This window comes from Akkermansia biwaensis (genome assembly GCF_026072915.1).
Taxonomy (GTDB): domain Bacteria; phylum Verrucomicrobiota; class Verrucomicrobiia; order Verrucomicrobiales; family Akkermansiaceae; genus Akkermansia; species Akkermansia biwaensis.
The window spans coordinates 1672456-1687523 of record NZ_AP025943.1 but is presented as its reverse complement, the minus strand read 5'-3'; the positions used below and the strand labels follow the sequence as shown (position 1 = coordinate 1687523).

The following is a 15068-nucleotide window of genomic DNA, read 5'->3' as shown; positions in this document are numbered from 1 at the left end:
GTGCTCCGGTAATCGTTAATTCCAGCTGAGCTTGAAGGATTCGATGGCGGCCTTGAGCCCGGCGTCTATCTCAGGGGTCAGGTCCTTCACCTGCAGAATGCTTTCCAGCAAATCCGGATGCTGGTCCTGCAGGTAGGCCTCCCAGGCGTTCTGGCATTGCTTGATGCGGTCCACCGGCACGTCGTCAAAATATCCCTTCTGCATCGCGTACAGGTCGGCGGCCTCCAGCCCCAGGGACTTGGGTTCGTACTGGTTCTGCTTGAACAGTTCCACGATGCGCTGGCCGCGCGCCAGCTTGGCCTTGGTGTTCGCGTCCAGATCGGAACCGAACTGGGCGAAGGCCTGCAATTCCGTAAACTGGGCCAGATCCAGCTTCACGGAGCCGGCCAGCTTCTTGATGATCTTCGTCTGGGCGGAGGAACCCACGCGGGATACGGAAATACCCACGTTGATGGCAGGCCGCACCCCCTGGTAGAACAAATCCGTCTCCAGGAATATCTGGCCGTCCGTGATGGAAATGACGTTCGTGGGAATATACGCGGAAACGTCGCCCGCCTGCGTCTCGATGATGGGGAGAGCCGTCAGGGAACCGCCGCCGTGCTCCTTGTTGATGCGGGCGGCGCGCTCCAGAAGGCGGCTGTGCAGGTAAAACACGTCGCCGGGATATGCTTCCCGCCCGGATGGGCGGCGCAGGATCAGGGAAATCTGGCGGTAGGCCACGGCGTGTTTGGAAAGGTCGTCGTACACGATCAGGGCGTCTTCCCCCTTGTCCATGAAATATTCACCCATCGCGCACCCGGCGTACGGCGCCAGATACAGCATGGCGGCGGGATCGGACGCGGAAGCGGCCACCACGATGGAATATTTCATGGTCCCGGTTTCCTCCAGCTTGGCCACCAGGCGGCTGATGTTGGAACGCTTCTGGCCGATGGCCACATAAATATTGTACAGGGGCTGGTGATCGGGCAGCTTGCCTTCCTCCGCCAGGCGGTTCTGTTCCGCCTGGGCGATCATCGTGTCCACCGCAATGGCCGTCTTGCCCGTGGCGCGGTCGCCGATGATCAGCTCGCGCTGGCCGCGGCCAATGGGAATCATCGCGTCAATGGGGAGAATGCCCGTCTGCACCGGAACGGAAACGGACTGGCGGGAAATGATGCCGGAGGCGATCTTCTCCACGGGATAATAGGCTTCCGCTTCAATCGGCCCCTTGCCGTCAATCGGTTCGCCCAGCGTATTCACCACGCGGCCAAGCAGGGCGCGGCCCACGGGAACGGAAAGAAGACGGCCCGTGCATTTGACGATGTCCCCTTCCTTCAGGTCGGAATCGTCACCCAGGATGACGGCGCCCACTTCGTGCTCTTCCAGGTTCATCGCCAGGCCCATTACGCCGCCGGGGAATTCAAGCATTTCATTGAGCATCACGCCGCTCAGCCCTTCGATCTTGGCGACGCCGTCCCCCACGGAACGAATGACGCCCACGTTTTCCTGGCTGACGGCAGCCGTGGCTTTCTTAATTTCTGCTTCGAGTTCTTGAAGTATGTTGCTCATGGGAAAAATGGTTCATTGGTTAATTGGAAAGGGAGCGGGCCAGATCGGCCAGCCGGTCTATTTTGGAGCGAACGGAACCGTCGCGCACATCGTCGCCCACCTGGATGCGGATGCCGCCCAGCAATTCCGGGGCAACCTCCCAGTGGTAATAAAGGCCCTCGCCGTATTTCGCGGCCAGCTTCTGCTGGATTTGGGAGCGTTCCTCGTCCGTCAGGGGCACGGCGCTCCGGATGATGGCGGTCCGGCTCTTCACGGCGTATTCCACCATGCGGGAAAAAGCGGTCAGCAGGGCCTCATAATTGCGGGGCTCGCGTTCCACGATTTTCCGGGCAACCAGGCGCACCCGGTCTTCCACCACGGAATTGCCGTCCATGCAGAGCCGGAAAAGCCTGCGCGCGGCGTTTTGCGTGTCCTTGCCGATCTTCATAAAAACATTCAGGAATCCAGGCTGTCAATGGCCTCCCGGTTGATGCGGCGCTGGTCTTCCTCCGTCAGCACCTTGCCGGTGACCTGGGCCGTAGCAAGCGCCACCAGCTGGCCGAACTGCTCCTTCAGGGCGTCGCGCTCCTTCTGCTGTTCCAGGGCGGAAAGCTCATGCGCCTTCTTGATGATTTCCGCCGCCTTCTCGGAAGCGGCGGCTTCCTGCTCTTCCAGCAGGCGGGCGGCCGCGGCCTTGGCGGCGTCTATCTTCTCCTGCCCCTTTTCACCCGCTTCCACCAGCATCTCCCGCGTCTGTTCCTTCACAGTCGCCAATTGGCGTTCGCTTTCCTCCCGCATTTCCTCGCCTTCCTCAATGCGCTGGCGCCTTTTTTCCAGAATATTCTGGATGGGCTTGAATGCCACGTAACGCAGAATCACCACCATCAGGATGAAGGCGATCAGGTTGGCTAGAAACGGCTCCCAGCTTGTCACGCCAAAGGGCGCGAAAGGGTTCCAGGACTGGTCGGCTATGATTTGCAGCATAAAAATGAATTGGTTGGAACATGCCGGAGAAAATACTCCGGAAAAGGGGAAGGCCGTTCCCGGCCGGGCCACGCCGCCCGGGAACGGAGCAAATTCATGACTACATGAAAATGGAAATCAGGGCCACCCCTTCAATCAGGGCCGCCAGCGTGATGGCAATCACCATGATGGAGGAGGAAGCGCCGGGATTGCGCCCGGTGGATTCGGCGGCCTTCGCGCCAATCATGCCAATGCCCAGGCCGGCGCCGATGGTAACGAGGCCGAACCCCACATTGCCGGACAGTTCGGCAAGGGAAGCCATTGCGGTAGGATCAATCATATTGTCTGTTGGTTATGTTTTTTGTTGTTGGAACGTTCCCCCACGGTTTGCCCATGGTCGGAAACGGAAATTCTGCACCCGGTTCAGGGCTTGTTCCCGGCTCCGGGTTCCGGCAGGGATTCCGGAGGAGTGTCGTGCCTCTGGGAATCTTCATCGCCTATCTGGAGCTTCAGGAAAATGGCGGTAAGGAGAAGGAATACGAGTGCCTGGATAAAGCCGACCAGCAGTTCAATGGCCAGGAACGGAAGTACGCACAAGGCGCTTCCCAGGGGGCCGAACATGTGGGACATCGTTTCAATGATCGTCTCACCGGCGTAAATGTTTCCGAACAAACGGGCGGCCAGCGCAATGGGCCGGATGGCAATGCTGAGGCACTCCACAATCCCCACGAAAATGAAAATGGGCACCAGCACCGCCCCCATGAACCCCTTCATCCCCCCCTTGGGACCGAACAGATGGAGGAAGAAATGCTTCAGCCCCTGCTCCCGAATGCTCCAGTACAGCCACATCACGGCATAAAACAGTCCCAGGAACATGGTCACGTTCAGGTCGGCGTTCGCCCCGCGGAAAAGGGGAACCCCATGATAGGTAATGGTGCCGACGCCGGGCAAAAGCCCCATGTAATTGCTGACCAGGATGATGGTGAAAATGGTGCCGAAGTACCAGAAATACTTGCGGGTGAGCCGCGGCCCCAGAAGGGACTCCACAAAATTGTACAGGGTCTCAAAAAAATACTCCACCATGTTCTGGAACCTGGAGGGAAGAATCTTCATGGCGCGCGTAGCCAGCCATACCACCAAGCTGATGAAGAGAACGGCCAGGAAAAGCATCAGCATGGAATTGGAAACCGGCAGTTCGATTCCTCCGGGAAGAGGGAGGGAAAACAGTTGGGGGGCCGCCTGGTCCAGCCCATGGCCTCCGCTTTCCTCCGCCGCCTGGGCAGTGCCGCCCAGCATGCCGGACACCATTGCCGCCGCCAACCACAGGAACTGGAAAAATCTGCTCATCGTTTCTCTCTAGCCATTGCTTGTGTCCATTCCGGCAAATAAAAGGCATCTCCTTTATTTGACAATGGTAATTGTGGACTTTCGCCCTACCCTTGGCAAGTCCAAAACTCGGCACGCGGATAAAATGTATACATTTGTTCATAATCTCACGCTCCGCAGGAAAGCCGCCCTGTTCCTGCAATCCATCCGCCATAAATAAAGAAAGGAAAGTCCGGAGTACCCCGGGACTTCCCGCACAAGTGGATCTTTCTCCCGCTTCGGATAAAAAGGAAGGCCGCTCCACGCATGGTGAAGCGGCCTCCGTCAAAACGTCCTGGCAGGTTTACTTGCCGGCGGAAAGAATATGGATGTGGTACACGTCCCTGCCGTCACCAGCCTTGCGGCCCGTGGCATGAATGCCCGTAACGTCGGAGGTGATCACGTCCAGGGCCTTGGCGGCTTTCCGGATATCCTTGTTTCCGTCAGCGGCGCTCTTCAGGGCGTCCCGGACCGGAACCAGGTTCAGCTGGAACTCCATCGGGGCCACCTGGCCGGGAGCCTTCATGGACTCCTTGAGGACTTCGTCACCGAACGCCTTGGGCATGCTGAGGGCCCAGCGGGAATCGGACACGCTCACCACGGGATTCAGATCCGGGCCCAGCGGGCATTGATAATCGTAAGTGGTAACATCCCCTTCCGTAGTGGCCTTGGGAGCGGGCAGTTCCTTCATCTTGCCCTGGCTGACCAGCGGAACAATCGTCTTGGAAGCGTCGATCACCTTTTGCCAGGCCTGGCCCAGGGCGGCGCGGTCCTTGATCTCATAAACCAGGGAGAAGCGCGGAGACGGAACATTCTGGAGCATGGGATTGGGGGCTCCCTTCATGTCCACCACATAAGCGCCTGCGCCGGTCATGCCGTTCCAGGCCAGTTTCTGAGCCTTCCAGAGTTCTTCAATGGTGGGCCGGGCCATCTGGATCATGGGAGCCGCCATGCTCACCTGGTCGCTCACCTTGTTCTTGGGATCGGCAATGTAGGCGTTGCCGTAGTCCCACACAATCTGGGAAACATCCCCAATCAGGGAATAATACATGTCCACCGTCTCATGGTTGACGGCGCCGGACCAGTAAAGAACGGTGTCCGCGCCGGGACGCACGGAATTCATGGCCGTGGGGGCATCCAGCTTGTAGCAGTCCATCGGGTACATGGCTATTTCCAGATGAACCCCCTGGTTCTGCCAGGAATACCAGGAAACGGGCGTGGCGTTGCGCGCCATCTTATCATAGAAGCCGAGAACATTTCCCTGAATGGAATCCAGAGAGGACAGGGCCGGAGCCATATCCGCCACCTTCCATTCCTTGCCGAGGAATTCCATCACCTGCTTCAAGCCGGTCAGATAGCCCTTGTACATGGCTATATCGGACTTCAGCGCGGCCTGCATCAAAGCCTTGTCCGCAAAGCACAATCCGTAGGCGGGATACTGAAGCTGGCCGTCCGCCATGTTGAAATCCGGACGGGCAACGACGGAATCCTTCGGGGACGCGGCCACATGCACCTGCAACTCAGGATTCGTGGTCACAAAGCCTACAAGCGTGTCATTGACGAAACCGACGACCGCGTACAGCTTGGAATCATCAAGGCGCTTCAATGCCTCGTTGATCTGCTCCCTGGTTTCGGGAGTAATGGAATTCTCTGAGTAAACATCCTTCAGGTGTTCTTCTATCTTGGCGCGCAATTTCTTGCAGTCCACTTCCGCCACCTTGCACGCAAGGCCGTTGTATGTCTTGTCATACAGAGACACAATGCCGTGTAGCTCCATGTCTTCCGGCAGATTGGCATCCTTCAGGACAGACTGGACCTGGGCCAGGGCATCGGGAGTCAGCTTGGCGGCGACCATCACCGGAGCCGTCTTGTCCTGTGAAGGCCGCAGATCGACCAGAGCAGCCCATTGAGCGAGCGTTTTGAAAGTCCTGTTCATCATTACCGAAGTTCTGGCGGACAGAGCCTCAGGAGTTCCTTGCGCTCCGGAACTGGCGGAGGAAAAGAGGGTGTACATGTCCAGCATCGACTCCATCTGGTTCTGCCCCATACTGCAAAAGGCTCCCTGAGCGCTGTCCAGCCAGGCCGCCCATCCGGGTCCGAAGCCGACCATGGCGTCAATAACCGGACTGTCCACCTTCTTGACGGTAATTTCGGAAAGATCCTCATTCACGACAACCTCGCCGCCATCCTCTCCGGGAATGGCGATGCTTTCATCCTCCTCTTCCACATCCACTTCGCACGCCCCCCATGTCTTGAACATGTTCAAGCTCTGGAAGCCCTTGATCATGCCGGGAATATCATAGACGCCTGCCACCATGCTCATTTCCCTGGGGAACAGCGCGGCTATGCCCAGGCGTTCGGCGCGTTTCGCCACCAGATCGGCAGTGACCGGCTTGCTCTGGTCAATCGCGGCGGCCGGAGTGGACGCCGCGGCATCCTGGTCCGGCTTGCCGGAAGAATTCTTATTGTCGTCGGAACATCCGGCAAGGGCGCAAGTCAGCGCCACACAGGGTATGGAGTAAAGATAATGGGTTTTCATTGTCTTGAAACATGGGGTCTTAATGCACCTCTCAGGGCGTCCGGAGATCCGGACACAACAGCCTTATCGACATGCAACACTGACAGTATATAGGCATTCCCGCCGTGTGACGCAAGCATAATGAGGAATAGCAGCGGCATCAACGGGCCGCGTCACCCCTGCCGCCACGGGATAAGCCTCTCCCCTCTTCCTCCCATCCACAGCCGCGGCAAACGGCATATTCTTCCCTTCCGGACAGGGAAATCCGATGCACTCCAGCCACAGCCAGTTATTCCTAAAGAGGTTCCGCCATCGGTATATCATCCGCCGGCATAGGCGCTCGCGGAGCGGGAGACGTCACGGGAACGGTATGATTAAGATGACGCGGAATCTGGCGGGGCAAACCCGGTATGTAGTCGGAATCCCCGCGCCGCGGAGCCAGCGGAGCCGCAGAAGGATCCTCCGAAAGCGGAGGAGCCGTCCGCCGGGCACTCCGCTGAACGCCGCCCACGGGAGTCGCCTTGATTTCGGCATCGGAAGAATCGTCCAGATCAGCGGGAATTTCATGAACCTTGATAGGCTCCATTCCTTCCGGATCATACAGGCCGGGAGGCAGGTTGTCCGGGACTACGGCGGGAACGCGGCCCTGCTCACGGATGGCGGCCGCTTCCGTAGCGGAAGTTTCCTCTACCGGTTCCGCTACGGGAATGTCATCCTTGGGCGGGTCGATGATGGCCTTGATATCCTTCTTCTCCAGTTCAAAAAACTCTTTCACGATGGGCGCGGCAACAGCGCCTCCGCCCAGGGTTTCATGCGGCCGCCCTTCGTGCAGCACCACATACGCAAAACGGGGATTTTCATAGGGCATGAACCCGGCAAACCAAGCCAGGCGCTTGTCTTCCCGCTCCGGCCCCCACTGGGCCGTTCCGGACTTGCCCGCAATGCTGGAATAGGAGAGGCGGGCTCGACCGCCCGTACCGCCTTCAATGACGGCCTTCATCCCCTTGCGCACGCTGGCCAGGGCTTTTTCATAGTCGGGCAGCGGCCGCTGCACCTCCTGGGGCCTGGGGGCGTAAACCACATTGGAATTGCCGTCCTGGATCTGCTTGATCAATTGAAGCCTGGGGAGATAGCCGTTGGCCACGCCCGCCATCATGTGGGCCACCTGGAGAGGCGTCGCCAGCAGGGGACCCTGGCCTATGGACAGGTTGGCGGCATCCCCCGGCATGAAATCGCGCTTGTAATTGCGGATCATGTACTCGCTGGTAGGAACAAGGCCGGGATCATCCGGAAGAGGAAGCCCCGTGCGCTCGCCCAGACCGAAAGCCCGTGCGGTATCCATCAGCGCTTCCGCTCCCAGCCTCAGTCCCATCTGGTACATGAACGGATTGTTGGACATCGCCAGGGCGCGGACACAATTGGCGGGCCCCAGAGGCACCTTGCTCCAGTTCTTGAACACGTGGTTGCCGATCGGGATGGAAGCGGGGCAGTCAATCACGGAATCCTCCGTAATTTTCCTGTTTTTGAGCGCGCTGGCAACGGTCATCACCTTGAACGTGGAAGCAGGGGGATAGCGCCCCTGGAACGCACGGGCGCCCAGCGGACCGGCGGGGTCATTGCGCAGGGCATCGTAATCCTTTTGGGAAATGTTCGGGATAAACAGGTTCGGGTCGTAGGAAGGCGTGGAGGCCATCACCAGTATTTCCCCCGTCACGCAGTCCAGCACCACCATGGCGCCGCGCCTCTTGCCGCGGGAAAGAATGCGTTCCGCATCCCGCTGCCATTTCAGGTTCAGGGTGGTCACCACGGCGCCGCCCGGTTTGGGACGTATTTGCAGTTCGTCCAGAATCTTGTTGCCGTCCTCGTCAAACATCAGGCGCCATACGCCCGGCGTTCCGGTCAGGGCCTTGTTGAATTCCTTCTCCAGCCCGGCACGCCCCTCCACCTGCTCAAACAGGGGGTCCATGTGGTTGATAGGCCCCGTAGGCAGCTTGCCGCGGGAGCCCACATAACCGCCAATATGGCCTGCAACGGACTTCTCTGGATAATACCGGATGTAAATGGGCATCAGCTGAAGGCCGCGGACATTCTTCACCTTGTCCTTCAGCTTCTCCGCATCTTCCGCGCGGATGACATTGGTCAGCGGCAGGGGCAGCCAGCGGCGGTGTTCATAATGCTTCCAGAACTGGTCGTCGGAAAAAGTCCATGCCTTTCCGGCTATTTTCTCCGCCTGCTCCAGGCAGTTGCGGGCAAACTCCACCACGCGGGACCTGTCCGGATTCTCAAAAATCTCAAACCTCAAGGCCAACTGGTAGGCCACCTGCGTTACGGCCAGCGGCTCCCCGTGGCGGTCCAAAATGGGGCCGCGGGGGGCGGGAATCAGGAGGGCCATCGTCCTGGCGGAAGGCCGCGTGCTGGTGTGGGCCTCGCGCGCGGCATCCAGGCGCCCTCCGTTCAAGGAAGGAATCAGGGAAAGGGAATCCAGCCCGCTCTGCTCCTTGTCCGTTTCCCTGGGCATTTCCGGAACATCGCCCAGCCCCTCCCTCTCTCCGGAAGCGGTACCGTCAGACGTTTTCCTGTCGCCCAGGTCAACGGTTTTTACGGCGTCATCCTCTGTCGGCGCCTGAGCAGGAGTTGCCGCGGGAGCGGCCCGGCGTGAAGAACTTCCCCTGCGGGCGGCCTGCCCGCAGGCCGTGTCCGCAACAAAGGCGCCCAAACTTGCCAGCAACACCAGGGAACGTATCAAAGCCATCATTTTCATGAACTTGCGGAAGTGTGCCAAATGTACGGGCAGGAATCAACGATTATTCGCGCTTGCACTTACTCCTGAACTACTACGGCCGTTCCCAGGCCGCATTTGTCAAACAAAATGCGGCATGCCTCCACAGGCACCCGAATGCATCCGTGGGAATTGGCATCCCGGTACACGGTCCCCACATGCAGCCCGATTCCTCCGTGAATGCGCATCCACAGCGGCATTTTGGCTCCGATGAACTTGCCGCCGCGCGGAACGGGAGATGAGGAAGTCGCGTCCGAATTCACGCACTTGCCGCTCACGTCAAACACGCTGCCGTAGGACCGGGAACGGTAGTCCTCATCCTTCTGGATGATGGTGAACCTGCCCCGCGGCGTTTCATGGGTGGACCTTCCGGTACAGACGGGGAAATCCATGGCCACCTGGTCGTCGACCCACAGCACGCCGCGCTGGTTCTTCAGATGAATGACAATTTTGCTGTTCTTCGTCCCGGCCTGGCTGATGCGGGCGTCGTGATACCAGACGTCCCGCGTATGGCGGTAATTCGGGTCCGCCACAAAGGCATTGTAGGAAGAGGCATACCTGCCGTCCTTCATCAGCGGCCTGCCGTTGGGAGCCTTCGTGAAGGAGGAGCACCCCGCCAGCAGCACGGACACACACAGGAAAAGGAGGAGGGTAATGGGCGCGCGCGGCATGCGGCTTGCTTACCCTCTCCAACTGCGGAAATCAAGCACGATTCCCTCCCGACCCGGCATGTTTTCACGGAATGATAAAGAAAAGCCCTTTCTTGCGTATATATCTCCGTTCCACCTCTTTTCCGGCCTGCTTTGAATCATCTCTCTTCCACCTCCGAACGCCTCCCAAGACTGGCATCCCTGGATGCCCTGCGGGGATTGGACATGCTCGTCATCCTGGGACTGGACGCGCTTATCCTGCTGCTGGCTTCCAGGGCGCCGGGAAACGGACCGCTCAACACCGCCGCCATCCAGATGACTCATGCCGGCTGGCAGGGACTGCGTCTGTATGACCTCGTCTTCCCCGTCTTCGTCTTCATTGCGGGCGTTTCCATGTCTTTCTCACTGTCACGGCATGCGGATGAAAAAACCGGACCGGGGCCGGGCCTGCTCAAAATCTGGAAGAGGGCATCTCTCCTGGTCCTCCTGGGAATGCTTGTCAACGGCCCCCTTACCTGGACGGAAGACATGAGGTATGCGTCCGTGCTGGGGCTCATCGGCCTTTCCTGCGCCATGGGGGGCACTTGCGTGCTCCTGCTCAGGCGCCGGAAAGCCATAACCGCCGCGGCAGGCGGCATTCTGGCCCTGGTCGCCCTGCTCCAATTCTCCGGAGGGGACTTCACTCCTTCCGGCTCCGTCAATTCATGGCTGGACGCGCACATGCTCCCGGGGAGCCTGCACGGCGGGACATTTGATCCGGAAGGCCCCCTCTGCATTATCTCCGCAGCCGCCCTGTGCCTGGGAGGCTGGCTGGCCGGAAGCTTCCTGCAGGACGGGCGCGTGCCGCCAGTCCGCCGCGTCCTGCTGATGCTGGCCGCGGGAGCATGCCTGTTCGGAACGGCGTGGGGGCTGGACGGCATCTACCCCATCATCAAGAAAATGTGGACCGGCACATTCGTGCTGGCCGCGGCAGGCGTCTCCCTGATGTTGCTGGCATTGTTCCATCTGCTCATAGACGTCTGGAAGTTCCGCCTATGGACGTTCCCCCTCCGTATCATCGGCCTGAACGCGCTGGCGGCCTACCTGATTTACCAGCTTCTCAACATCCACTCCCTCAATCAGCGCATCTTCAGCGGGGCGGCAGACCTGTTTCCGCCCTTCCAGCCCGTTTTTCTGGCCGTCACCCTGCTCCTGCTGCAATGGCTGATTCTTTTTTTCTTTTACAAACGCAGTATTTTTATCAGACTGTAGCCTACTGAACATGATGACAACCGCACGCCTGATCATGCCATTGCTGATGGCACTCACTGCCTGGACGGCCGTTGCCCAGCCGCAAACCTCCCTGCTGCGTCCCGTACCGGGAAAAACCGCACTCCCCCTTTCCGTACCGCCCTACCAATCCTTCTGCTGGTTTGCGGCGGACCGGGGCCGATGGCCCGGCGACGGCAACCGCGTGCTGCCCTGGTTTGGCAAAACGGACCCCGGAAAACTGGTGAACAGCAAGCCGAATCCCACCGTCGCGAAGCCGGGCGTGCACGCCATGTTTGCCTTGTTCCATCTCAAGAACGGCCGGTACATGGCCGTTCTCCCCGTCGCCGAACCGGATTCCCTGGCCTGGCTGAACATTGACGGAAAGGGAAACTTCATGGTGGAATACGGCACCCTGGGGAAGAACCTTGCCAAGCCCCAGTCCGTCCTTGCCGTGATAGCCGTGGACGACAATATTTACAGCACCTGCTCCGCCGTGTGGGAAAAAGCCCTGTCCCTCCCCTTCGTGAAAGGCAGAACCCTTCCCCGTGAAAAAAAGGCCTATCCGGAACCCTTCAAATATCTTGGCTGGTGCAGTTGGGAACAATACAAGAAAAACATCACCTCCGCCCTTCTTGAAAAAACGGCGCGCCATCTGGAAGAATCCCCCGTGCCCGTCCGGTGGCTGCTGGTGGACGACGGCTTCCAGGTCCAGGAAGGGCTCAAACTGATCAGCTTCCAGCCCAGGCAGGACAAATTCCCGGAGGGCTGGAAGCCCCTCATGAAGCACAAAAGCGCCAAACTGAAATGGATGGGCCTGTGGCACTGCTATTACGGCCTTTGGAAGGGCATCCACCCCGAACACCGCCTCGGCCCCCAAGTCGCGCGCGGGCTGGTCTCCACCCCCAAGGGCAACATCCTGCCCGGCGACGGTCCCGGCGGAGCCGGGGCGTTTTACAAGCCCTTCCTCCAGTCAGTCAGGGACGCCGGGTTCGACTTCGTGAAAATCGACGTCCAGGCGGAATATCTGAAACAGGCGGACGGCCTGGATAATCCGGTCCACCACAACACCAAATGCTCCGAGGCGCTGGAAAAGGCATGCCGCCAGACAGGCCTGGAGCTGATCAACTGCATGGCCCAGGGAACCGTCAACATTCAGAACACGCGGCACAGCGCCGTCACCCGGTGCAGCATCGACTACAAAATGGGAGACGAGGCCATGGGCAAATCCCACCTTCTCCAGTCCTACGCCAACACGCTGTGGCTGGGGCAGACCGCATGGCCGGACCACGACATGTTCCACTCCACGGACCCCTCCAGCGCCCGCCTGATGGCCATCTCCAAAGCCGTATCCGGCGGCCCCGTCTATCTCTCGGACCCGGCGGACAAACTCAACCCGGAACATATCATGCCCCTCGTCTGGTCGGACGGACTGCTGCTCCGTCCCCTGGCTCCCGCCGTGCCCCTGCCGGACTCCGTCTTTCTGGACGCCCTGAATGAAAACCGCCTTTACCGGGTTATCGCCCCGTTGCCCGGCCAAAGCGCCGCAGTGGTCCTGTACAATCTGAAACACCCCTCCCCGGAAACGGCCGTTCGCGGAAAAATCTCCCTGAACGACTACCGTTACGCCGCCGCCCTGCTGAAAGGAAAGCAGGCGCTAAACTACTACGGGACACCCGTGGAAGGCATCGCCGCCTATTCGGCGGAAGGGGGACGCGCCCTCACGGCATCCCGGCCGGAGCTGGACGTGGAGATCACGGGCTTCCAGGACCGCCTGTTCATCCTGGCTCCCATTGTCGGCGGCTGGGCCGTCATCGGCAGAGGGGACAAATTCCTCTCCCCCTGTGCCGTCGAAGGCAGCCCGGAATATGCGGAAACCTCTCTTCGCTTCCGCATCAGGGAATCGGGACCGGTCGTCATCTGGCATGGAAAAGGCCCGGTCAAGGCAGGCGGCACGCCCGTTAAAAATCTGGGGAACGGATTCTATGAACTTCAATTCCCCGTCTCCTCCCGGCCCTTGGACGTCACGGTAACGGCGGAATGAATTTGCTCGCCACCGGAAAACGGGCCTGTCATGATAAACCCATGTGCATTCTCCGTATCACGCTGGTTTCCGTGGTCCTGCTGACGTGCTCGCTGCCCCCTGCGGCATCCGGAAACACGGCGGCGCAGCCCGCGGCGGCGCCAAATGCCCAGGAACCGAAAAAAGCCATTGAACAATTCCTGAGCCTGACCGCCATCTGGATGCTGGAACTGGAATGGACTCACGCCTATGTCAACAAGACGCCCAAGGCGGAAGACTTCCGTAAGGCCATGCTGGCCGCGGGCTTGCAAGACTGCCCTGCGGACTTCCAGGAGGCTTGGCTCAAGCAGGCGGCCAAACCGGGCCGCAACTACGCCGCCCCGGTTCTGCGCAAATACGGCATCAGCCTAAAAGACCTGCGGGAACGGCTCCAGGGGAGCCTTTTTAGAATAAATCCCGGCGTCCGTCCCCCCATCCCGCTTTACGACGAAGAGGAAAAAATCCCCCGCATGGACCCCCGCACCTGCGGAAATCCCAAAGACATCCTGAAGGCGCTGGCGGCTCTGCGGGCCCAGGTCATGGGCCTCACGCCGGCCCAGTTGGAAAAAGCCGCCCGATCCATTGAACGGGTCATGTTGGAATTCACGCTCGCCTACGTGGAAACCTCCATCTGCATGAACGCCGGAGGCATCAGGGAAAGCCAGGTCCGGGAGCTCTTTTCCCCCATCAATACGGAACAATGCCCAGAAGACTTCCGCCGCGCATGGCGGCATGACCTGCCATTCTTTCTGAAAGGCCGCTTCACGGGTAGCGAACTGGCCCTGTCCCCCCTGTGTAAAAAATACGGCGTGGACGAACAGGAACTGCTCCTCCACGTACGTAAAAAACTGGCGGAATGGGATGTCAAACCTCCCACGCCCCGGACGCAGGCCGAATTCCGCCGCGACATGCAGGAAATCAGGGAAAACATGCTGGGCGGAAGGAAATAAAGCCCTCCGTACCCGCACAAACGGTCCTTCCACACGCCGGGCACCTCAGCCCAGCAGGCCCGCATCCATCCCCTCGTTATACTCCCACAGGCCCTGCTCCACCATGAAAGAGCTCCAACTGTTGAGAAGCTGCTCAAAATACGCGGCATTCACATTAAAATGGTAAAACGTGTGGTCGGCCACATCCAGCAGCTCGAACCTGGCCTTATTCCTCTTCTTCATCCACAATTCCGCCAGGCGTTCGCTAGTCCGCCACGGCAGCAACCTGTCCCGTCCCCCATGACTGGCGAACAAGGGGGGAAGCCCCTTTTGCAGACGCTTCAGCGGATTCAGGGAATCCCTTTGTTCCGGAGTCATCGTGTCCGTCAGCTTGAACACGGAATCCGCGGAAAGGTCGCATACGCCGCGGAACAGGGCCACCGCCGCAGGTCCGGGTGGCAAAGGAGCTTTTTTACGGAAAAGGGACCAGCGGGCGGGCTGGTCCGGCAGCGCCGCATGCAGGGCCATCAGCCCACCGGCGTCGCTGCCCGCTACGGTAATGCGGGCCGGGTCCAGCCCCAGCAGGGAGGCATTCTCATACACCCAGGCCCAGGCCTCGCGCGCTTCTTCCAGAATATCCAGCGGCTCCACTTCATATGCGCCGCGTGTGCGAAACATCGGAATAATGCCCGCAATGCCCTGCTGCGCCAGATGAAGAGCCCACGGCACAAAATCCCCCAGGCTCTTGCCCACCCACATGCCGCCATGAAAAAACAGGACGGAGGGAACGGAAGAAGACGCCTCATGGCCCGGAGGAAAAAACACGTAGGCCATCAGTTCCTCTCCGTCGGAAAAGCGCCTCCATGCAAAGCCGGGCTGCTCCCGCAACAGTTTCCTGTAGCGGGCTTCCGCCAGATGATCGGCTTCCGTGAACAATTCCATGAGAACGGCTTCATGATGCAATTGTGTTGCACTCCGCGCAAGTTTGATGTCTAAATAATCGTGTAATGACCTTCCGCTCCTTTCT

Annotated in this window: 12 protein-coding genes; 3 read left to right on the top strand and 9 right to left on the bottom strand. The window is 59.6% G+C overall.

Annotated elements, in window-relative coordinates:
* Window positions 1-15 precede the first annotated feature (15 nt).
* The 8 genes from atpA to OQH67_RS06800 form a co-directional block, all read right to left on the bottom strand.
* A complete protein-coding gene (atpA, locus tag OQH67_RS06835; RefSeq protein ID WP_067572810.1) occupies window positions 16-1548 on the bottom strand; it encodes a F0F1 ATP synthase subunit alpha in 1533 nt (510 codons plus the stop codon).
* A gap of 19 nt (window positions 1549-1567) precedes the next feature.
* Window positions 1568-1975 carry a F0F1 ATP synthase subunit delta gene (locus tag OQH67_RS06830; protein ID WP_215434042.1) on the bottom strand — a complete coding sequence of 136 codons (408 nt, stop codon included), beginning with the start codon at window positions 1973-1975 and terminating at the stop codon, window positions 1568-1570.
* Window positions 1976-1983: 8 nt separating this feature from the next.
* Complete coding sequence (locus OQH67_RS06825) at window positions 1984-2511, bottom strand: F0F1 ATP synthase subunit B (RefSeq protein ID WP_067572831.1); 528 nt, start codon at window positions 2509-2511, stop codon at window positions 1984-1986.
* 100 nt (window positions 2512-2611) lie between these two features.
* Entirely contained in the window at window positions 2612-2830 is a 219-nt protein-coding gene (locus OQH67_RS06820) for an ATP synthase F0 subunit C (protein ID WP_067572806.1), read from the bottom strand.
* 83 nt (window positions 2831-2913) lie between these two features.
* On the bottom strand, window positions 2914-3837 hold the full coding sequence (gene atpB / locus OQH67_RS06815) for a F0F1 ATP synthase subunit A (RefSeq protein ID WP_215434045.1): 924 nt from the start codon (window positions 3835-3837) through the stop codon (window positions 2914-2916).
* Between the two features lie 322 nt (window positions 3838-4159).
* Window positions 4160-6394: a hypothetical protein gene (locus OQH67_RS06810; RefSeq protein WP_215434046.1), complete on the bottom strand. Its 2235-nt coding sequence runs from the start codon at window positions 6392-6394 to the stop codon at window positions 4160-4162.
* A 274-nt stretch (window positions 6395-6668) separates the two neighbouring features.
* Entirely contained in the window at window positions 6669-9128 is a 2460-nt protein-coding gene (locus OQH67_RS06805; RefSeq protein WP_215459008.1) for a peptidoglycan D,D-transpeptidase FtsI family protein, read from the bottom strand.
* 65 nt (window positions 9129-9193) lie between these two features.
* Window positions 9194-9823, bottom strand: coding sequence for a L,D-transpeptidase (locus tag OQH67_RS06800; protein WP_215434050.1), 630 nt, complete (start codon window positions 9821-9823; stop codon window positions 9194-9196).
* Window positions 9824-9955: 132 nt separating this feature from the next.
* Here OQH67_RS06800 and OQH67_RS06795 point away from each other — a divergent pair, with 132 nt between their 5' ends.
* The 3 genes from OQH67_RS06795 to OQH67_RS06785 are packed head-to-tail and all read left to right on the top strand — an operon-like array spanning window position 9956 to window position 14062.
* The gene (locus OQH67_RS06795; protein ID WP_215434052.1) at window positions 9956-11053 is read left to right on the top strand and encodes an acyltransferase family protein; all 1098 of its coding nucleotides are present in this window, start codon (window positions 9956-9958) and stop codon (window positions 11051-11053) included.
* 10 nt (window positions 11054-11063) lie between these two features.
* Window positions 11064-13094 (top strand): Sip1-related alpha-galactosidase, encoded by a 2031-nt coding sequence (locus OQH67_RS06790; protein ID WP_215434054.1) that lies wholly within the window; start codon window positions 11064-11066, stop codon window positions 13092-13094.
* Between the two features lie 41 nt (window positions 13095-13135).
* Window positions 13136-14062, top strand: coding sequence for a hypothetical protein (locus OQH67_RS06785; protein WP_215434055.1), 927 nt, complete (start codon window positions 13136-13138; stop codon window positions 14060-14062).
* Between the two features lie 45 nt (window positions 14063-14107).
* On the opposite strand, the gene OQH67_RS06780 is transcribed toward OQH67_RS06785, so the two are convergent.
* Window positions 14108-14983, bottom strand: coding sequence for an alpha/beta hydrolase (locus OQH67_RS06780; RefSeq protein ID WP_215434057.1), 876 nt, complete (start codon window positions 14981-14983; stop codon window positions 14108-14110).
* Window positions 14984-15068 lie beyond the last annotated feature (85 nt).